The sequence below is a fragment of the Chryseobacterium indologenes genome (genome assembly GCF_018362995.1).
GTDB classification, from domain to species: domain Bacteria; phylum Bacteroidota; class Bacteroidia; order Flavobacteriales; family Weeksellaceae; genus Chryseobacterium; species Chryseobacterium indologenes_G.
On record NZ_CP074372.1, the window covers coordinates 3,742,486 to 3,763,963 of the forward strand.

17 protein-coding genes are annotated in these 21,478 nt (G+C 35.7%); 5 read left to right on the forward strand and 12 right to left on the reverse strand.

Features of this window, described 5'->3' with window-relative positions; translation table 11 throughout:
- Positions 1-32 precede the first annotated feature (32 nt).
- On the forward strand, positions 33-971 hold the full coding sequence (locus tag DYR29_RS16920) for a hypothetical protein (RefSeq protein WP_213277791.1): 939 nt from the start codon (positions 33-35) through the stop codon (positions 969-971).
- Between the two features lie 84 nt (positions 972-1,055).
- Complete coding sequence (gene pth, locus DYR29_RS16925; protein ID WP_213277792.1) at positions 1,056-1,619, forward strand: aminoacyl-tRNA hydrolase; 564 nt, start codon at positions 1,056-1,058, stop codon at positions 1,617-1,619.
- Between the two features lie 133 nt (positions 1,620-1,752).
- Here the strand turns inward: pth and DYR29_RS16930 are convergent, their stop codons facing one another.
- The 8 genes from DYR29_RS16930 to DYR29_RS16965 all read right to left on the reverse strand — a co-directional run bounded on the left by DYR29_RS16930 (position 1,753) and on the right by DYR29_RS16965 (position 13,821).
- Positions 1,753-2,274, reverse strand: a complete 522-nt coding sequence (locus tag DYR29_RS16930) for a hypothetical protein (RefSeq protein WP_213277793.1) — start codon at positions 2,272-2,274, stop codon at positions 1,753-1,755.
- Positions 2,275-2,395: 121 nt separating this feature from the next.
- Positions 2,396-2,740 carry a hypothetical protein gene (locus DYR29_RS16935; protein WP_213277794.1) on the reverse strand — a complete coding sequence of 115 codons (345 nt, stop codon included), beginning with the start codon at positions 2,738-2,740 and terminating at the stop codon, positions 2,396-2,398.
- A gap of 2 nt (positions 2,741-2,742) precedes the next feature.
- Positions 2,743-9,090: an RHS repeat-associated core domain-containing protein gene (locus DYR29_RS16940; RefSeq protein ID WP_213277795.1), complete on the reverse strand. Its 6,348-nt coding sequence runs from the start codon at positions 9,088-9,090 to the stop codon at positions 2,743-2,745.
- Positions 9,091-9,098: 8 nt separating this feature from the next.
- Entirely contained in the window at positions 9,099-9,620 is a 522-nt protein-coding gene (locus DYR29_RS16945; RefSeq protein ID WP_249413525.1) for a hypothetical protein, read from the reverse strand.
- Positions 9,621-10,403: 783 nt separating this feature from the next.
- Positions 10,404-11,039, reverse strand: a complete 636-nt coding sequence (locus DYR29_RS16950; protein WP_213277796.1) for a carbonic anhydrase — start codon at positions 11,037-11,039, stop codon at positions 10,404-10,406.
- A 52-nt stretch (positions 11,040-11,091) separates the two neighbouring features.
- Positions 11,092-12,684 (reverse strand): SulP family inorganic anion transporter, encoded by a 1,593-nt coding sequence (locus DYR29_RS16955; protein ID WP_142717198.1) that lies wholly within the window; start codon positions 12,682-12,684, stop codon positions 11,092-11,094.
- Positions 12,685-12,831: 147 nt separating this feature from the next.
- Positions 12,832-13,131: a hypothetical protein gene (locus DYR29_RS16960; RefSeq protein ID WP_047380370.1), complete on the reverse strand. Its 300-nt coding sequence runs from the start codon at positions 13,129-13,131 to the stop codon at positions 12,832-12,834.
- Positions 13,132-13,152: 21 nt separating this feature from the next.
- Positions 13,153-13,821, reverse strand: coding sequence for a carbonic anhydrase (locus DYR29_RS16965; protein WP_142717197.1), 669 nt, complete (start codon positions 13,819-13,821; stop codon positions 13,153-13,155).
- A 380-nt stretch (positions 13,822-14,201) separates the two neighbouring features.
- Between DYR29_RS16965 and DYR29_RS16970 the strand changes: the two genes are divergently transcribed.
- Both DYR29_RS16970 and DYR29_RS16975 read left to right on the forward strand, forming a co-directional pair.
- Positions 14,202-15,341, forward strand: coding sequence for a helix-turn-helix domain-containing protein (locus tag DYR29_RS16970; RefSeq protein ID WP_213277797.1), 1,140 nt, complete (start codon positions 14,202-14,204; stop codon positions 15,339-15,341).
- A gap of 130 nt (positions 15,342-15,471) precedes the next feature.
- Complete coding sequence (locus tag DYR29_RS16975) at positions 15,472-16,077, forward strand: DUF2306 domain-containing protein (protein ID WP_213277798.1); 606 nt, start codon at positions 15,472-15,474, stop codon at positions 16,075-16,077.
- Between the two features lie 25 nt (positions 16,078-16,102).
- Here the strand turns inward: DYR29_RS16975 and DYR29_RS16980 are convergent, their stop codons facing one another.
- The 4 genes from DYR29_RS16980 to DYR29_RS16995 form a co-directional block, all read right to left on the reverse strand.
- A complete protein-coding gene (locus DYR29_RS16980) occupies positions 16,103-17,308 on the reverse strand; it encodes a phosphoethanolamine transferase (protein WP_213277799.1) in 1,206 nt (401 codons plus the stop codon).
- An 821-nt stretch (positions 17,309-18,129) separates the two neighbouring features.
- Positions 18,130-18,684, reverse strand: coding sequence for a serine O-acetyltransferase (locus tag DYR29_RS16985; RefSeq protein WP_213277800.1), 555 nt, complete (start codon positions 18,682-18,684; stop codon positions 18,130-18,132).
- Positions 18,685-18,695: 11 nt separating this feature from the next.
- Entirely contained in the window at positions 18,696-19,844 is a 1,149-nt protein-coding gene (locus tag DYR29_RS16990; protein ID WP_213277801.1) for a glycosyltransferase, read from the reverse strand.
- Positions 19,845-19,876: 32 nt separating this feature from the next.
- Complete coding sequence (locus tag DYR29_RS16995; RefSeq protein WP_228408609.1) at positions 19,877-20,353, reverse strand: acyltransferase; 477 nt, start codon at positions 20,351-20,353, stop codon at positions 19,877-19,879.
- Positions 20,354-20,499: 146 nt separating this feature from the next.
- Here DYR29_RS16995 and DYR29_RS17000 point away from each other — a divergent pair, with 146 nt between their 5' ends.
- Positions 20,500-21,471 carry a 3-oxoacyl-ACP synthase III family protein gene (locus DYR29_RS17000; RefSeq protein ID WP_213277802.1) on the forward strand — a complete coding sequence of 324 codons (972 nt, stop codon included), beginning with the start codon at positions 20,500-20,502 and terminating at the stop codon, positions 21,469-21,471.
- The last annotated feature ends 7 nt before the right edge of the window (positions 21,472-21,478 follow it).

Consider the following 21,478-nt stretch of genomic DNA (forward strand, 5'->3'; position numbering starts at 1 on the left):
TATTTGTCAAAAAAATAATCAATTACAAGGAAATGAAACAAATTTTCTATTTTATTTTACTCATCGCAGGATTTTCCTCAATACATTCCTGCAAGGACATGCTGGATGAGGATGGGAATCCATTATTGGATCTTAATAATACAGGGGGATTAAGCGGTCCCAGAGCATTATACAGAGAAATTACAGATAAAGATACTATCGCAGAATATCAGTACAGCGGACTTTTAGTAACTAAAGTGCTTACAGACAGTGCTTCAGTTACTAATATCATGTACAGTGGAGATAAGATCAGCCAGATTAATTTCAATGGCTTTTTGGACCTTGACGGAAACGGAAAGCTGGATAAAGATAGTGTATCATACACTCAGTTATTCACTTACGCAAATAATAAGCTGCAGAAGATTTCTGAAAATCGTTCTATCTTTAGAAGACCTCCGCCTGTAATACCGGGAGATCCTCCGGGGCCACAGACATTATTGAGAAAAGAGAAAACATCTTATGAGACATTTTATAGTGTTTCTACAGGAAAGCTGGATTCTATCATTATGAAAAATGGTGCTGATGCTCCTGGAACACAATTTGTTTTTACCGATTATTCCAAGACAGCTTATACCTATGTTGGAGATAATGTATCTAAAGTATTGAGATATTATGGTAAAATGGTTGGTACTACTGGTGATGTCTTTGGTGCTGTTACAGGAAAGTATAGCTATGAATATTATGCATATGATGATCAGGTAAGCCCGTTCACATTATTGCCACACGTATACAAGATTTCAAGACTATTATCTACAGTAATCAATGATAAAGAAAGTCTTATTTTATCTCCAAACAATCCTAAGAGATGGTCGGTAACAGATCTTTCGCCGCCTATTCCAACTCCGATTGTGAAGAGTACCAATTACGTTTATGATCCTCAGACTTACATGACAAAAGGATATGGCGTTAATTATATCTACAAACCACAATAGAAGACTTTTTAACAATATTCAAACTCAATCTTTCATAAGGTTGAGTTTTTATTTTTTATCCCTTAATTTTGCAAAAAATTTCTGATGAAATATTTAATCGTTGGGCTTGGCAACAAAGGCTCAGAATATGAAAATACACGACACAATATAGGCTTTAAAGTAGCTGAAAAAATAGCGGAAACTCTTGAAGTATCATTTAATACCTCCAATTTTGGCTGGCTGGCAGAGGGAAAACATAAAGGCAGAAAGGTTTTTGTTCTTAAACCGGATACTTACATGAATCTTTCCGGAAATGCAGTGAAATACTGGATACAGAAAGAAAATATTCCTTTGGAGAATGTCCTGATTGTTACGGATGATCTTGCTCTTCCTTTCGGAACCTTAAGATTAAAAGGGAAAGGGTCTGACGCAGGGCATAACGGACTTAAAAATATCAATGAAGTTTTGCAGACTCAAAACTATGCAAGACTGCGTTTCGGGATCTCTGCTGATTTTTCTGCCGGAAAACAGGTAGATTATGTTTTAGGAACCTGGAATGAGGAAGAAGCAGAAAAGCTTACGGAAAGAATTGAAACCTTTTCCAAAGCCAGTCTTTCTTTCGTTTTTGCAGGTTTGAATAATACAATGTCTACCTTTAACGGGAAATAATTTCATTATGGATATTGTTAATGAGATGAAAAATAGTTTTAAAAAGAAATTTATATAAAAAAATGACTACCCCGTTTGAGGTAGTCATATTATTGTTTTCGAGAATAATCTCCATTCTTAAGATCAGTTTAATTTATCCAAAATCCTTAGGTATAAATTCTTCTAATTTAGAAATATCAATTTTCTCACTTTGCCAAAAATGTTCAATTTTCATCAGTTTATCTAAATCATTCCATAATATCATCCGGCCTAAGACATTTGAATAGTATTCAGCAATATCTACTCTTATTCTTTCAATTCCTAAATGGTATTTTTTAATATCTGAATGGAGTGCTTCATCAAATTGAAATAAGAGTTTGCAACAATAAAAAACTTCTTTCTGTTTTAATGGGACAGTATTAAATACAATTGGTCTCAACCTATTAAGCAAAGATTTATTTTGAGGGATAAAATTGAAATTCTTAAAATCTGTTTGAGGTAAATTAAAACTATTAATAAGATATTGAGCGATTTGAGAAGGTGTTATAATACCTTTAAAGTAATCCTGAAGCTCATCCCAAGTAGTCCACTTGCTTCTGTCAAGCGAAAGATCAACTAATCTTAAATAAGCATATAAAAACAATAATTGTGAATAGTCTAATTGAACATTTTTCATAATATAATTTAGTCAGCTTATTAAATTTGCATATATTCTATGGCTATTTTAAAAAAACCTATTGCGTGTTTTTAGAACGCAATAGGTAATGAGTTATTAAACTAATATTTATAAGTTTTTATCATATATAATTGAGATCGGGTTTCCCAAAGGATTCTCCCATTATTTGAAGAGTATTTTTAGCCATTTCTCTTACTTTATTCCATTCTGAATTTGAAAAATCATCCAAATCTATATTTCTTAAACACCATTGTACTTTATTATTCAAACGTAAAATTGATGCTATTGAAGCATTGGAAAATTTATTACTTTCTATAAGAGCAGGTAATAATAAAAAAGCATTTTCAAAAGTTGAGGTAACGTCATCTGGGACATCTGCAAAATCGGGCAAATATTTTTCTTGTTCCTCTAACGAAGAGGCTAGTAATTTTAAACTTTCTGTTATCTTTTTATATTGATGTATCATAATTATGGATTTACGGGTATTCTAATAGGGGGGCGATTATTTCCAGCTGATACTTTCCAATATGGCTGACCATTAAAGTGCCTCGGAGTACCTGGATGATATTGTATCATTTTATCTGTAAAATCAGTGCCTTTAGAATTCATTTCACGGAGCACCCAACCATTTGCTCGGGTACTTTTTCTCATAACATCATTAACCCAATTCTTTGAGTTACCTAAAATACTTCGTACATATCCATAAGATTTCCCTTCTAAAAGATTAGGATTAGCCATAACATCGTCAACGCTTTCTAAAACTGTACCAACTTTGCGTAATGCAGTGGTTGTCTTTGATGTATACTCTCCTTTATAGCTGAATTTTGGTGTTTCCTTATATATAGGTATTTTGGTTGCTCCCTCGTCAGCAAGTTGATAACCAATGACTTCGTCAGCAAAACCACCATTTACATCTCCAATTATTACAGGAGTTGTTTTCACAGGAGTTGTGCCAACGGTGGTAGTTTTTGGTGTATTGTTTAAAGTCCATGCACTTCTTCCTTGGGCAATAGGAGCACCTTTAAGTATAGTTCCTTGTGGAGCACCTATTTTAGCTGCCTGTGCATTTTGGGCCATCTGCCCAATGGCTCCGGATACAGCTCCTAAAGCCCCTCCTATAGCCGCGCCGGACAAACCTCCCATTACTGTTCCCTCAATTACATTTTCCCCAAACATTACTGAGGTTGCAAATCCGTTAATAGCTCCGGCTACCGCACCTCCTGATGCCCCGGCAATAGCTCCTCCTAAGAGACCGCCATTTATCCCATAGGCCGTCGCCGCAGCCAGGGATGCAGAACCAACTGCTGCTCCAACACCTCCGGTAAAGGCACCTACTGCAGCTCCCATTGCGATTTTCCCCCAAGTGGCTCCCCAGTTCCATTGTACAGGATTCCATGAGCCGTTAGCTTTTACTCCTGTCAAATAGCCGCCTATAACTGCGCCTACAGCAATCCATACGAACTCTCCGTTCGGATCATTGTAGATCAACGGATTATTCATTACATACCCGTACCTGTTATAGATTTGGGTGTTAAATGGGGCTTGGATATTTTCATCCGCATTCAGGAATCTTCTGAGCAGTGGGTCGTAGAGCCTTCCGTTCATGTGGATAATGCCTACTTCCATAAAATGCTCGTGACCGGTATAGCCTCTTTCTATTAACATCCCTTCGGAATTGTTTAAAAGCATGGCTATGTCGGCTTTGCCGGCAGCCAAATTACTGTTTCCAATTTGTAGATGGGTTAAATTGCCCCACGCATCAAAATGCCTTTGTTCAAGCATTTTTCCAGCTTCATCACTAATGGCTAAAATACTGCCCAGATAATCTTTATGCAAGAATTTAAAAGAACCCTTATCCTCGTCAAAGTTCTTCAAAAATACAATATTGCTTTCATATGGATTACCCTCAATATAAATGATGTGTTTTTCTTTTCCATTTATATTGTTTTTTACTACTTCAAAACTCCCTTCTTCACTATATAGTTTGGTAAACTCTCCATCAGATTCGGGGTCAAAAATTCCTTTATAAGTCACTCTTTGTCTCATACCAGCTAACCCATACTGGAAGGCCGCAGAACCCTTTTCGCCTGAGATATATACAGGATCATTATTCTCATTATAAAGTACAGTCTGCACTAAATCCTGATCATAATTCTGTATCCCTTCATTATTCAGAGTCATACCAGTAGCTTGGTAGATCTTGTCAGCATTTTCATATTTAATAGTCCCCACCTGATCATTTACCAGGATTCTGCCTTTTACATCATAGATATTTCTGTTTGTTGAAGGCATATTTCCTGTTACCGGATCTATCCAGTTTACTAGGCGATTGTTGTCATCATAATAAAAGTATTCTGTAGTAAGAGTACCTGATTTTCTATTCTTAAGCTCATTTTTAATTGCATCAAAAGAATAAGAGATTTTAAGGATATCTGGCTTAACTGTGGAAGAATGATTCACATTAGTCAAAAATCCGTTAGAATCATACGTATTCACTATCTCTGCAGTACCCAGCTTAGCTTTTACCAGCAGTCCTTTAGCGTTGGCTTCTTTTAGTTCCCATAAAACTTTTCCGGAAGTTTTTTCCTTAACCTGATACAACTCACCATTCCATACATTGTACAGGTTTTCAACGGAAACACCAGTTGTTCCTACAGAAGTCTGTATTGTCTTTTCATAAGAACTTATCCTTCCTTTACTATCATAGACAACATTCTTGTGTGAAAAGTAGGCTTCAGGAGTATCCTGAAAAGAAGAAATAGTCCGTCCCTGCGGATCATAGTTTATCGTGTACGTATATTTCTTTCCATTGGATGTTCCTGTTTTTTCAGTAAGTCTTCCCTTATTATCATAAGAAAAATTTATGACTTTATCTGTTTCATTTCCTGTAGTTGATTTTTCATTTTGAATGATAAGCTGTCCAAGGTTATCGTATTGATACCTTTTCTCACCTTTTGGGCTTATTACTCTTGATAGAGTGCCCATATAACCGAGATATTGATATTCATATACTCCGGTAGAAGGATCTTCTACCTTTATTTTATTTCCCCAGTCATCATACATTGTGGTCACAATATGTTCCGCATATTTGGCCTTTGTCTGTTGACCTGCTGCATTATAAGAAAACTGTACTGTTCCGCCCTTATCGGTAGATGATAGTATATTCCCTAAGGCATCAATTGTCTGGGAAGTTGTTCTGCCATAATCCAGAGGACTGGTTTCTTTTACTGTTGTAGTGAGTCCTGATATAATGGTCTCTGTTTGCTTCCCGGTAAATGCTGTAGCTTTTACCTTCGCCGGGAATGCTGTATCATCATATGAAAAGATATTCCACTGAGTGGCTCCCTGCCCTTCAAAGTAAGGCTCAGATTCCTTGAGTTTCCTTCCCAGTATATCATACTGAATGTCTTTAGAAACATACTGCCCTTGTGCGAAAGCTTTGGAAGATGTTTTATATTCCTGTCCTAGCTTATTGGTAAAAACTTTTGAGACATCTCCATCAGGATCATTACGGGTAACAGTCTCATTGTACTGGCTGTCTTTGTTGTACAGGTAAGTCGTAGTGCCTGCGAGGCTGGAAGCAGAACTCTGGAGCTTACCCCATACATCATAGATATTGGTAAGGGTGTTTCCATTGGGATCTGTTTGGGTAAGGACCTGTCCCAGGCTGTTATAAGTGAACCCAGTTTCTAGGCCGAGATTGTCCGTTTTTTTAATAAGAAATCTACCTTCAGGATTATATTCATCTTTCTGGCTCATTGAATTTCCGTCTAAGCCTGAAGTTGTCTTTTTACCCGTGATATTTCCGAATCCGTCATAAGAATATTCTTCTGTTACAGCTTGGGTTGCATTATTTCCAGGAAAAAACTGAGTGCTTTTTAAAAGGTTGTTCTCATAGGTATAGGTCGTAAAAGTATTTTTTACATCCCCATAAGCCTCTATTATTTCAGCCTTATTTGTTGGTCTTCCAACATAATAATTAGTTCCTGTTCCTCCAATATTATGAGTGTAATCGAACTCAGTGGTAGATACTCCATAGCCATTGTTAGTATTGATCTCAATTTTGGATGGCAGATAATAGTTCCCATAGGTTGTTACTTTCTGAGTGAATGTTCCGGTTAAGAAATCTTTAGTTTTGACAAACTTAGGAACAATGGCAGTGACAATTTTTGATTGATATCCGGAAGGTACAGAAGTAATTACCTGACCATTCAACAGTTTATCTGCTTTATAATCTGCAGATTCAAAGCTTAGCAGCTGGCTATTATTTTCTGAAATATCTGCTGGAAAAATATTGCTTTCATTGTTGGTTCTGATACTCCATTCTTTTACCGGCGCTCCATCCAAATTTGGATCTATTTGTGATCCCGACCATATTTTTGTATTTTCAAACCCATCAGCATACCAGGAAGAACGGGCGATCTGCTGAAATCCAAATAATTTTTTTCCCTGTAGGTTTCCCACTAGTCCTCTGTAGCGGAAATCCTGCTTTCTGCCTTCTTCTATAAGCTGGGACACGGCATATGCCTGATCTACCCTGGTCATAGCATAGTTAGGATAAATCTCTTTCTTTTCTTTCTTGTAGAAATCAGGTGTCGTTGTATTACCTGGAACTATTTCAAGATATTTTACTGTAGTAGTCACTCCACCCTGAGTAATAGAAGAAATTCTAGCCAATTCAGATACAGGCGTTGGCCCTTTTATTTTCTTCAGGAACTGCTTCCAGTATAAAAAGACGTTATAATAGTTATTTCCTGATTTTATAGAATTGGTAATCGGAGTAAAGAGGGTAAGATCAAGCAGATCCTGTGTGCTGTAAGTTGGACTTTGAAATAACCAGTTGGGAGTAAAGTTCGGTGTTCCGTTAACATCTGATCCATTAGCCATCTTAGCACTTAAAACATAACCGAAATCTCTTGAGCCACCTGCATTGAACATATTGATCTGGTTATAGGAAAATACCTGAACGATATCAGATTTCCCATCTTTGTTCATGTCCGTAACCGAAAAGAAATATTGTTTGGCAAATTTGGCGTAATTCCCGGTCATTTCTTTCTGGAATTTTCTATAGGTAAAAAATTCCTGTTTTAAGAAAGGATTAAACCCTTTATCGGTTCCCATGTAGAATCTCCAGTCATCAGGTTTTCCTATAGCATAATCAGTAATAGGAATTGCGAAGTCAAGTTTCCCGTCTCCATTGTAATCGCCAAACAATACTGGAAATTCAGGATCTTTTGTCTCCAAAAGGTTTCCATTAAATTTTATTTTCTGCAGATATTGTGTAGCATTGTATTTTACAAATTCAAAAACAGTATATTGTGTACTAGATACATTAATAATTTCCACTTTTCCATCTCCATCGATATCCAGATACTTGCGCTCCTTATAATCATTTTCATTAATTCCAGCATCAAGTAGCAGACTAATTAAAGGAGTAGTTGGATTTTTAAGGTCTACAATTCCTTTTGAGTTAAATCCAACCGGGGCTCCATCATCAAGAAAAGCATCAGGTATACCATCCCCATTGAAATCCCCAACTTCAAGAATTAAATTATCGCCTAATCCATAAAAAACAGTGTTGCCCAGACTTTTATCGAATACCTTTACAAAATCATTGTTTCTAAAAATATATCCATAAATTCTACTGTCTTTATATTCAACAATTCCATTTCCATTATATACTTGCCCTTCTTCGTCTAATAGTGTACTGACTATTTTAGCGTTACCAGCAAAAGTTTTACCTGTAGTAATAGTGGAAAAAGTCTCGTTAAAAGCTCCCAGTTTTACAGTACCGTTATTCATCAGGAAATCCAGATAAGAATCTCCATTAAAATCTGCCACCAATTTGACATCATTAAAAGGTTCAGGTTCAGCTGTATATTCTGCATATGAAGAATTGACCATAGCTGGATAACTGAAAGTAACAGGATTAGCAGGCTCGTTATTAGCATTATATTCAGTAATTTTTCCAGCAAACTGATAATTGGTCCCATTGCCTGTATATTCTATGCTGTACCGCTTAAACTGATTATTATTGGTAAGTACTTTTACCTCTGAAAGAATCTTGTTTTGGTAAGATTTAAGTCCCTGTACATAGGATTCCTCTTTTAAGTCTCTGTCATTATAGGAAAACTGTATGGTGTTCATATGAGGCTTGTTCAAATCCTTGTTGCCACCCCAGCTTATATTGCTTATCATGGCAGTACGAGTTCCCTGAACATAGCTGTATGAGATGTAATTTCCCTGTGGATCTTTCCATTCACTTATATTATACTCAGTTGGAATTCTGGAATCTGCACCACGGCCATACCAGGCCTGAGAACCATCCTCGAAAGTAACTTCCCAATATTCCGGGCCATACCATCCAGCTGCAGTTCCTATAGATTTAAATTTGGTATTGGAATATTTTTCTGTAACATATTCAGCACCGTCTTTGCCATATACACCTGATTTCAGTACAAGTCTTTTGCCATTAAAACTGTAATAATCAGAGAAGTCCATCTGAACTCCCTTTACTTCTCCTTCATTTTCAATGTTCTTACCTGTTCTGCTGATAGTGGTTATTCCTGAAATACTCCATCCATATCCGGCAATACCGTTTTCTGTTTCACTGTTGTATACTAAACCTACCTGAGGTGAAACTGTTTTAATCCCAGGAGGCAGGTCAAGTGGTAAAGAAAACTGAAGCTGCCCAACTCTGTTGACTTCAATATTTCCCTTAGTATCATGAAAATTCTGTGAAAAGCAGAATATTGAAATGAAAGATAATAACAACGATGAAAATATTTGTATTTTCTTATAATTATACTTTTTCATGATGCATTTTATCTTTTAGTGATATTTTTACTGAAAATTCTTCCGTCTTTCAAGGTAAATCGCAATACATATACACCCCAATCATAGCTTGTCATATTGATTTTTAATTGCCTGTTAAGACTTGGAATATTTTGCTGCTGAAATTTCCAGTGAACTGTGCTATGCTGATAAAGAGAAACAGACTCTATAAGTTTGTCCGTTTCCTCCGTCCAGTCAATGGTTAAAACATCATTGACCGGAACTGGGTACAACCGTACCTGTTTCCAAAAGTCTTTTTCATTTATTACCTGAGTTCTAGCCAGAGAGTTGGTTTTAAGCTGTTTTGAAACTTTTCCGGCAAGGTCTTCAGGACCACGGTATTTCTGGCTTCCTGCTTCATCGTATTTGAAATAGACTTCGGTTTGGGAATATCCCCAAAACCCGATCAGGAGGAGAATTAAAGGAAAGATTTTCCTTTGTAGTATTATTCTTCGGGCCGACTTGCCCGGAGCGGTACATTCAGAAGATATACCCCAATAAATTTTTTTCATTGTGTCTTGCTTTAAAATTAAAAGTTGATTTGGTTATCCCAATGAAGAGAAATTTCCGTTATATTTAACGGTGTTTTTGCGACAAGAAATTGTTATCCTGATAGATAGTATGTTTTCATACATTTTGTTTTTAGGTTGTAAGGATATAACCTGACTGAAGTCAGGTATCAAAACAGGTAGTTTAGGAGATCTTAGGCTTTAAAGCCCTACACAAAAGAAGTAAGGAGAATACCTTATATTGTGCATGCAAGAAATTAAGTTAGAAAACATAATTTCTTTATTCATTTGTTATAGTTTTTCGGTTGGGCCTACAGTTATGTAATAATCTTATAACCCAAAAATCAGGTTTTTGCGATAAGAATTTCAGAATGTATTCATATTATTTTTATTTTGAGATGTTGGTTTTTAGTTTCTTTCTTGTAACAAAGCTATTGCTTCATAGCGACAAATAATGTCGTATCTTTTTTTCTTATTACACAAAAAAATGTCAAGACAAACTTTGATATCAGAACATTTATAATCTATCTATATTTATTGTTTTCTAATACTATCTAATATTGAAATTTTTTATTATTAAAAACAATAATGCCAATATATAATTAATCTTTGATAATAAAAAATAAATCTTATTTAAATGAAATATCTGATTGTTTTTGTTATTTTAGTTCATGAATAAGTTTATTATTTACTTGATTTAGAACAAAAAACAATAAAACATAAATGCCACCGGATTTCGGTGGCATTTTCTGTAAATTATAATTGAAATTTAATGAGTTTCATCTTTTATAACCAGCTTACTGCACCTGTTTCAACATCATAATTGGCACCAACAATTTTAATTTTACCTTCTGCTTCAAGGTTTTTAAGGGTTGAGCTTTGCTTACGGATGTCTTCAATAGCACTTTTTACGTTTTGATGGTTAAGTCTTTCAAGAAGAGAACTGTTTTTTGATGAACGTTCTTCATTTTCTTCAATGATCTCATTGATGATAGGGTTGAAATGATTGATCAGGTGGTTAAGGTTATCCATTCCCAATCCTTCAATCTGCGCCGCATCAAGGCCTCCTTTCAATGCACCGCATTTCGTGTGACCTAAAACTACGATAAGCTTGGAACCGGCAACATTACAGCCAAATTCCATAGATCCAAGGATATCCTGATTAACAAAATTACCGGCAATTCTGATACTGAAAACGTCTCCCAATCCCTGGTCAAAGATAAGTTCCGCAGAAGTACGGCTGTCTATACAGCTCAAAACTACAGCAAACGGCCACTGTCCTTCACGGGTAGCATTCACTTGTTCAAGAAGGTCTCTGTTTGCTTTAAGATTGTTTACAAATCTCTGATTTCCTTCTTTTAAGAATTCTAATGCTTTCTCCGGAGTGATAGTAGACTGTGTTTCGTATGTATGTGCTTTCATATTATGTATTGTTTTCGAATTTAAAGTTAAAAAAATTAATTAATTATTGAGATTACATGGCTCTTTTGTGAGTAACCAGAATATGGGAATCCTCACTTCTTTCGTAATCTCTGTATGAAGTTTTAAAGCCTATAAGCTCTACATTGATATCCTGTTCCTTTGCACGAATATTGGCAAAGTCCTGAATCATTTCCAGTACATCCGTTGCAATGTAGGAAGTGCTTCTGGCGTCAATGATCACTGTAGAGTTTGGTTTTATATTTTTAAGTGTTTTTTTGATCGCTGCTTTATTTAAAAATGAAACTTCTTCAGCCAGTTTTATGTTGATCCCATCTGCATCATCCAGCCTTTCTCTGCTTAAATAATAAGCTCTTTTCATATTTCCCTGAAGAATATAGAAAACAGAGATGGTAAGACCAATTCCGACTCCTTTTAATAAATCTGTTGCCACTACCGCTACCACCGTTGCTACAAACGGAATAAATTGGAACTTTCCTAACTTCCAGAAATGTTTGAATGTAGCTGGCTTTGCCAATTTATATCCTACTAAAATTAATACCGCAGCCAAAGTAGCCAATGGAATTAAATTTAAAATAACAGGAATAGAAAGTACACAGATCAATAAAAATATTCCGTGAATAATAGCCGACATTTTAGAAGTTGCTCCGGCATTTGCGTTGGCAGAACTTCTTACGACAACAGACGTCATTGGAAGACCACCAATAAATGAACTGATAAGGTTCCCGATTCCCTGAGCCTTAAGCTCAAGATTGGTATCTGTAATTCTTCTCTGTCGGTCTAGACGGTCTGATGCTTCGATACAAAGTAATGTCTCAATAGAGGCTACAATAGCAATTGTTGCTCCTACAATCCATACTTTGGGATTTGTGAAACCATTAAAATCCGGAGTGGTAATCAGGTTTTTGAAATCATCAAAAGACTGTGGAACAGGTAAAGAAACCAAATGCTGGGTTTGGATAGCCAGAGAGCTTCCGGACATCTTAAAGAGTTGATTCAGGAGAATGCTTACAATTACGGCAACTAGCGCTCCCGGAAGCATTTTCATCCTTTTCAGTACGTGGATTTTATCCCATGCGATAAGAATTGCTACAGAAACTAAAGTAATAACAATGGCACCCGGATGGATAGCCCCCAATAATTCTGTAAAATATCCGAAGTTTAAGCCATTATCAAAAATAGATTCATGACCTTCATAATCTTTGTCAAATCCTAAAGCATGCGGAATCTGTTTTAGAATAATAATGATTCCTATGGCAGCAAGCATTCCTTCAATCACGTTATTGGGAAAGTAGTTGGAAATACTTCCGGCTCTTACAAATCCTAAAACCAACTGAATAAGTCCTGCAATAATCCCTGCACAAAGGAAAAGCTCAAATGCGCCAAGATCTGTTATAGCTGTTAAAACAATTGCCGTTAAACCTGCTGCAGGCCCGGAAACTGAGATATTAGAATTACTGATTGTTCCTACTACCAGACCGCCTACAATACCGGCAATAATACCGGATAATGGGGGAGCACCTGATGCTAAAGCAATTCCTAAACACAACGGAAGTGCTACTAAAAATACCACGAGTCCTGAAGGAAAATTTTCCTTGATTCCTCCTATTAATGATGTCTTTTTCATAATGTGAAGCTGTAAAGTATAACCGGCTTATTTGTTCTTAAATAAGTCAATTATAAAAAGTTGAGAAAAAATAATTTTTAAAGTACGTGCGTATCCGATATCAAAAAATGATATGGAAATAGTATCAAAAAAATCTAACTATAGGAATTACGCTTCCGGAGGGGGAGAAAATATAGTAAGTAAAGGTGATAAATGAAAAGAATCATCTATCAGTACAAAAGAAACGCCCTGAAAATCAGGTTCGGAAAACTTCAGATAGTCAAAAACGTCCAAAGGTTTCGGAATAGTCTTTTCGTAAACAATAAATGAGGACGGATGAGAATGTGGTTCTTCTTCGTTGATGATTATATTCGTTCTTGCAATATCCCAGCCCGCTACCGCAGCAATGCCTGGCAGCGCTGTAAAATTCAGAAAAAACGTTAATACAATAATACTCCAGAATTTCATTTTACATTCTTTTTAGAAAAACTACTTGGTCTTTCTGCTCATTACCCAATCTGAACTCGTAAGATTGTAGATCTTCTGGATGTCTTTTAAGGTTTTCTCAAAATCAATCTTCAGATCAATAATTTTACCTGTTCTAAGGTCAAATACCCAGCCATGTACAATAGGTTGTTCTTCTAAAATATACCTTTCCTGTACACAGGCCATTTTGATTACGTTGATGCACTGCTCCTGAACATTAAGCTCTACAAGTCTGTCATAACGCTTGCTTTCGTCTTCAATAGAATCCAGCTCTACCTGATGTAATCTGTAAACGTCACGGATGTTTCTCAGCCAGGGATTCAATAGTCCCAGATCCTGAGGCGTCATCGCTGCTTTTACACCACCGCAGTTGTAATGTCCGCACACAATAATGTGCTTTACTTTCAGATGTTCTACAGCATATTGAATAACGGCTGTGGAACTCATATCTAAAGTATTGACAACATTGGCAATGTTTCTGTGAACAAATACTTCGCCTGGCTTTGCTCCCATCAGTTCTTCTGCTGTAGCTCTGCTGTCTGAACATCCGATATAAAGGAATTCAGGGTGCTGAGTTTTTGCAAGTTCCTTGAAGAAATTCGGGTCTTCAGCTACTTTGGATTCTACCCATTTTTTATTGTTTTCGAAAATAACCTCGTACGATTGTGACATAATTTTAAATTTTTAAAAGTTTATAATTATTTATTTCGTTTAAATTATTTCCAAAATCAATAGACTAAATCAATAATTGTACAAAAATATACTTTTTGTTAAAAAGTCAATCACTTTTAACAAAGTTTAATATTAAAATATGCTTAAAATCATATCTGATATTCCGGTATACTTTGTTTACAGCCATTAGGCTTATAGGGTAATCCAAACGTTTAAACCATGATAAAATTACGAAGTATAAATTAAAATTCGGGATTTGTGAATTAAAATATTCTTAATTATTTGTATGATTACGGATGTGCTGCAGGAAAACCTACTAAAAAAGCTGTCATATATGTCAAAAAATGAATAATTTAACACCTTGATAATCTATCTATTTGATGTCTGAGCTTGGTTTGCAATCTTTATCACCACTATATTACTGGGCAGGAATTTTTATTGCCTTTTTTTCATCCTTTCTGATATTGGGGAAATCCAAAAAGGTGACTGCAGATTATGTGCTGGCAATATGGTTTATGATCATAGGAATGCACCTTATCTTCTTCATTTTATTTCGTGGGGATGGTTATTTGAATTTCCCTTCCCTCATTGGTTTTGAAATTCCCTTTCCTTTTATGCATGGTCCGATGCTGTATTTGTATATCTTGTGTGTCACCAACCCAAACTCCGTTAAAAAGATCTGGCTGTTGCATTGGCTTCCGGTTGTGATGATCTATATTGCCTTATCTCAGTTTTTATTTCTCCCTCCTCAAGATAGAGCAACAGTATATCAGAATAAAGGAAAAGGATATGAAACCTTGAGCCAGGTGATCAAAATACTTATGATTCTCTCTGGGATTCTGTATGTAGGATTAAGTCTTGTTGCAGTCAGAAAATATAAGAAAGAAATTTCCAATCAATATTCAAATACTGAGAAAATCAATCTGAATTGGGTATATTATCTTATTATCGGAATAGCGCTGATATGGATTGCCGTTATAATAAGAAACAATATTCTTATTTTTTCTATGGTTGTTTTGTTTATCCTGGTTGCAGCCTATTTCGGAATCAGCTGGGTGGGTATTCTGGATTATTCAGTTGTAAAAACTGAGGGTTTTATTGAAAAAACTACAGTTGAAAATAGTCCCGAAGTTCCAAAATATGAGAAAACTTTTGCCGGAGAAGAAGCAATACAGGATATATATAATAAACTTGTGATTCAAATGGAAAAGGAAAAATTGTATAAAGACCCTGAACTAAACCTTAATTATGTTGCAAAACTTTTGAGTGTTCACCCGAATATACTTTCCCAAACCATCAATTTTGTTGAAAATAGAAACTTTTACGATTACATCAACCGTCAGCGGATTGAAGAATTCAAGAGAATAGCAATATTACCTGAAAATGGAAAATTTACAATTCTTTCATTGGCATTTGAGAGTGGATTTAATTCAAAAACTTCATTTAACCGGAATTTTAAAAAATACATGAACTGCTCACCGAGAGAATTTCTAAAAAGTCAGAGTATTACTATGGAATAACATGCTTATGGTTTTTTTTGAGGGTAAGTTGTTTTATTCTAGTAATTTAAATATTTGTTCCACCTTTCATTTTGGAACAGATGGAGCGTTTATAATCCTCATTTTTACAGGAAAATTGAATCAGACCTTTATGAGAAAATTATTATTTGTAATCATGTGTGTGTTGGCATTGCTTATTGGTGCTTATCCTCTTCTTTATGCTTTTGTGGAGCATAAACATACCTTTTTAGGTTCCAAATCTCCAGAAATACTTCATAATATCATCTGGAAAACTGCATTTTTTACCCATATTATTTTCGGAGGACTGGCGCTTTTTATTGGCTGGCGTCAGTTTGGCAGTTCATTCAGGAATAAATATATCAAGATCCATAGGAAGCTTGGAAGTATCTACGTAATTGCAGTGGTCATAAGTTCTGTTTCAGCTGTTTATATGGGCTTCTATGCTAACGGCGGAGTGATTTCTGCAATAGGTTTTATCAGCTTAGGAAGTACTTGGCTGATAACAACTCTTGTAGCAGTTGGGCAGGTAAGAAAAGGAAATGTTTTAATGCATCAACAGTTCATGATTTATAGCTATGCCTGTACTTTTGCTGCGGTAACCCTGAGATTGTGGTATCCTTTGCTAACCAATATTACCGGTGATCCTGAGAATTCTTATATTGCCGTTGCCTGGTTGTGCTGGGTTCCTAATCTATTGATTGCTTATTTGATCAATAAAAGAACAGCTGTGGTATAGATTTCTTTCACAGGAAGATAATATTCTACTCCGGCAGCTTTTCATATTCCATACTTTTCATCTCTAAGTTTAAGTATTTATTTCCTTCATTTTTATAATGCTGCGGAGCCTCAAGACCCATATATTTCATAATCAGAGGATAGATGTAAGTTGTTTGGGTCTGCTTGGTTTCATGTCCGGTAATTCTATACGTTGCAGGAACCTTATCTCCATACCATACAAAAAACGGAACCTGGGTAGATTCTTTAGAGTCTATGTGCAATAATTTATCACCCTGTATTTTAAGTCCATGATCTGAAGCATAGATGACTACAGAATTGGTGTTTTTCAACGTTCGGAAAATATTATTAAAGACATAATCTGTGTATTTTATAGAGCTGTCATAACAGTTTAAGTTCTCGGAATTCCAATTGGGGGGAAGCCTGTTACATGGATTTGGATGGCTTCCCATGATGTGGAGAACCACAAATTTATCCTCTTTTTTCTGAATGACCTTCTCCAGTTCCGGAACAATCACTTCATCATAACCATTTACCCATTTCTTATTTTTAGACATCGAAGCGATAGCTGTTATTCCTCTTGCGCTCGCCTGTGTGCTGAGCCAGAATGAGTTGTATCCGATTTGGTTGGCCAGATTGATGATATTGTAGGATAGCTTGTCATAATTATATCTGAATTCATCCGGATGAATACTGGACAGCATTAAAGGGACGCTCAGGTTGGTAATTCCCGCAGGAGAAACAGCATTGTCAAAAATCATCATATTTTGAGCCTGCTGATCCGTATAAGGAGTTGTTTTTTGATGATAACCGTACAGCGACATATTTTGCTTTCTTTCAGACTCTCCGATGATCAGAATTACATTTTCTATTCCCGGTTGTATTTTTTTGATGTTGAAAACCGGAATATTCTTTTTTATTTCGTTAATGTCCCTTTGTATATTCAAAGCGGTATTGAAATCGGATAAATGATAATAAACATTCTTGATCATCCTGCCTCCTCCTTTATTGCTTACATAGGTATGTTTAAGATGGTATCCGAATGGCAAAATAAGCCACAGTAAAGCAATAATGATAAATTTAGCATCAATCTTGACTACATTTTTTTTAAGGTAATTCACAGAGTACAGTACCATTCCCAGAAAAATGAAAAACAAAATGCCCGGAAGAATAAACATATAAGACATGCTCATTGCCTCATCAGGATTAGACTCAAGAATACTGATCGCCATTCCTACATTAAATCCGGAATGGTAGATAAGAAAACAGGATACTGATATCAGAAAGTTAATGCTTAATAATAAACAGAGAATAACAGCAATTACAGACGTATATCTATTCTTAAAAAGAAGAGCATTGAATACAAGAAACGAACAAAACATAATTCCATACTCAAAAATATTCCGGATACTGTCCAATTTTTCGGGGCCAAATAAATTATCAAAGATATAAGGGAATGAAACCAAAAAACCTGTTAGGTATATTATAATGAGAAGAATGGGAACTATTTTTTTGAGCATGGTTGTAAATATGTTTTCGGGGCTGTTAAGATCTTTTTTATAATCTTTTTTAAGAATCTTCCACGTGAGAGCTGAATATCAGAATTATATGTTGCATAAGAAGAATTAATATCAGATAATAATTCTTAGAGATTGCGGATATTATATCAACTCAAAAAAGAAACTTTTGAAAGATAAATTGCTACAGTTGCATGATAGAAAGTTATTTCTGTCCGTTTAGTTTTTCAATGATGGTAGAAAACGTAACTATAGAGCTGATATTGCAGATAAAGAATGGGAATAATGAGGGTGTGTTTCTTTCATCAAAAAATTATTTTTTTTAATTAATAATAAGTCTGGGTTGTGTTTTTAATATTAAGCGATTTTTTTCAGGACAAGTGATATTGAGGCCATCCGGATTATAGAACAAGATATTGTTTATAAAACCAGATAATTGTATCGTTATTTCATAACCAAACAATGCCTTTTTTACAAATGTACACGAAATTACCAATAAATGCAAGTAGAATTTTTACTATAAGTGGCTGGGATTACTATACTTTACGGTTGATATAATCCATTGTAGCATTAGGGGTAGGGATGATTTTTGCCGGGTTTCCTATGACAACAGAATTGGATGGAACATCAAAATTGACATAAGAATTAGGAACTATCAATACATTATTTCCGATAGTGACAGCGCCTACAATAACGGCATTGGTGCCTATCCAGACTTCATCACCAATAATTGGAAAACCTTCATTCTTTCCACGGTTTTGCTGGCCGATAGTGACTCCTTGTGCGATATTGCAGTTCTTGCCAATGACTGTTTTCGGATTGATGACAAGACTTCCCCAATGGCCCAGATAAAAACCTTCTCCAATCTGAGTTTCAGGATAAATCTGAAATCCGTATTTGATCTGATAATGCCTTAATACAATTCTCCAGAACGTATTCAAAAGAGGGCTTTTCTGATACTTCTGAGCCTTTCTCAGAATGTAAACAAAATGAAGATTAGGATTAATACACTTTTTCCAGATCTGAAATGTTGAAAGCCACTTTCCGCTTTCCCGGTAAAAGTCTTTTTGAATGATAGAATAATCAGCCATTGTCAATGTTTTTATACTTCATCAATTATTTTCTGAAGATGTTCTACAGATTTTTCCAGTACAAACGGCAGTTCTGTTGCTGAGATCTGTTTTTTGTATTCTTCAGTGATATTTTTATCGGTAAGAAACTTTTTCATTCCTTCGTATATTCCTTCTTCGGAATTTGCAGTAATATTGCCCAGTTTTCCGTCCTGCAGAAGGTCTCTGATACCGGAAATATCCGTTGCAGAAATAGGTTTGTTGAGAATAAGAGCTTCGGCAATGATTGTAGGGAAGCCCTCATGTCTGGATGACATAATATAGAAATCCGCCTTTTTCATATACGGGTACGGATTACTGCTGAAACCCAGCATTTTTGCCGTATCCTGAAGCCCCAGTGCATTGAGCTGATCCTGGGTTTTATCAAAATCATAACCGTCACCAATGATCAGAAGCTGATGTTTCAACCCTTCATCGATCAGTTTTTTATGAACATTCAACAATCGGTCATACCCTTTCTGAGGATACACGGTTCCTACCGTTACAAAAGTAGGAAGATCACTGTTGAAAGGATAATCATTGATTTCAACATCTGCCTTTCTTAAGGTATCATTCCTATCAATTGGATTAAAAATCTTAATTACAGAAGCCTTTTCCGCCTCGTTTTTAGCCAGATTATGCATTCCTTCCTGCAGCTTGTTGGAAATCACAAGAATTCTGTCAAATCTGAAAAATTGTCTGATGACTTCCGGAGTGTATTCTTTCAGATTGAAGATATCATTCTGTACCCAGATAATCTTTTTGGAATCCTTTTGAGGGCTGGACAGTATTTCCTGATGCATGGCATGAATGGCTGCAATCTCTACATCATATTTTTTATTTTTTAAAACAAATTTATAAAGAAGAGAAGGGAACCAAAGAAACATTTTCTGATAAAGAACCCTGTAAGCTTTCACAGGAATATCCTGCGGTCTGTTGGTCGTTATCATTTCTCCTTTTGTCAGATAGTATAAAGTAACCCATGACGGAACTTCTTTAATATATAATCCCGAATAGAGGTTGACCAGCAGGTCTACTTCATATTTATCGGGAGGAAGATTTTTCAGAAAGTTGATTAATACTTTTTCTGCACCGCCATGACGTAATGAACCTATACGAATGAGGAGTTTTTTCTTTTTCAATTTGTTTATTTTATGATTTTACAAGATTAAATTTATTTAATTTTTCTTGCTTTTTTATACTTATGAGGAAGATTTTCTTTGATATAGGCATCCAGTTTTTTCCTGTCTTTTTCCAACTCACGGGGATATTCCGGGTTGTTTTTAAGAACAATATCACCATAGTCTTCAATGGTACACAAGAATTGGGCCGGATTTCCAATAAACACCGTATTATCTGGCATAGACTGTGAAAGCACAGAATTAGCTCCCAGAATACAGTTGTTACCAATCTGTACATCCTGCATGATTACAGCATTGAGACCAATTGTACAGTTATTTCCTATTTTTATTCTTCCAAGAATTCTGGCATCTTCGTATCCGGGAAGTCTTCTCAACAGAGTAGTGGTTCCGCCGTGATTTACAAATCTTACGTCTCCGGCAATATTCACATTGTCACCAATCTCAATAAGATAAGGTTCAGTTCCAAAATACACTTTATCGGGCATATTGAAGTTTTTTCCTACCTTCATACCTCTATATTTAGCCACTTCAAGACTGCCTCTATTCAAAAAAGATTGATAGAGAGCGTCTATTTTTAATAGGATTCTGAATATAAAAATCATCACAAGTGTAAAGTTGTTTTCGTTACTTTTGCAAAGAAAGAGAATTTATTAATATGATGAAAATTTCAAAAATAGAATATTATCTGCCTCAGCAGGTGTTAACTAACGAGGGGCTTGAAAAATTGTTCCCCGAATGGAGTTCAGAACGCATCAAGGAGAAAGTAGGTATTTCTCAACGTCATATTTCTTCAGACAACGAAACGGTGCTGGATATGGCTGTACAATCTTCCGAAAAAATTTTCGAAAACTATGACAGGAACAAAATAGATTTTATTTTGTTCTGTACCCAGAGTCCGGAGTATTTTCTGCCTACAACGGCCTGTATTTTGCAGGACAGATTGAGGCTTAGGAAAAATATCGGAGCTATAGATTTTAATCTTGGCTGCTCAGGGTTTGTGTATGGATTAGCGTTTGCGAAAGGTTTGATTGCTGCTGGAGTTGCAAAGAGTATTCTTTTGGTGACTTCAGAAACGTACACCAAACATATTCATCCTGATGATAAAGGAAACCGAAGCATATTCGGGGATGCTTCAGCCTCAGCAATTATTGAAAAAGCAGAGGGGAATGACTATCAATTCTGTCTGGGTACAGACGGGAGCGGTGCTGAAAACCTTATCGTGAAGAAAGGAGCTTTTAAAAAAGACTTTGAACTGAATCCTGAGCATGAATTCAGCCCGGAAAATATTTATATGAATGGTCCTGAAATTTTTAATTTTACAATTGAAAATATCCCGGGATTGGTAAAAGAAACCCTTGAAGTGAACGGAATGACCATGGATGATATTGATCATTTTGTTTTTCACCAGGCTAATTCTTTTATGCTGAATTATTTAAGAAAGAAAACAAAAATACCGGCTGAAAAGTTCTATATTGATATGGAAAATACCGGAAACACTGTTTCTGCAACTATTCCTATTGCCCTTAAAAATATGATGGATAAAGGAATGCTGAAGGAAGGAGATAAAGTTTTAATGGCAGGCTTTGGAGTAGGTTATTCATGGGGAGCCACCATTATGGAAATTTAAGATAACA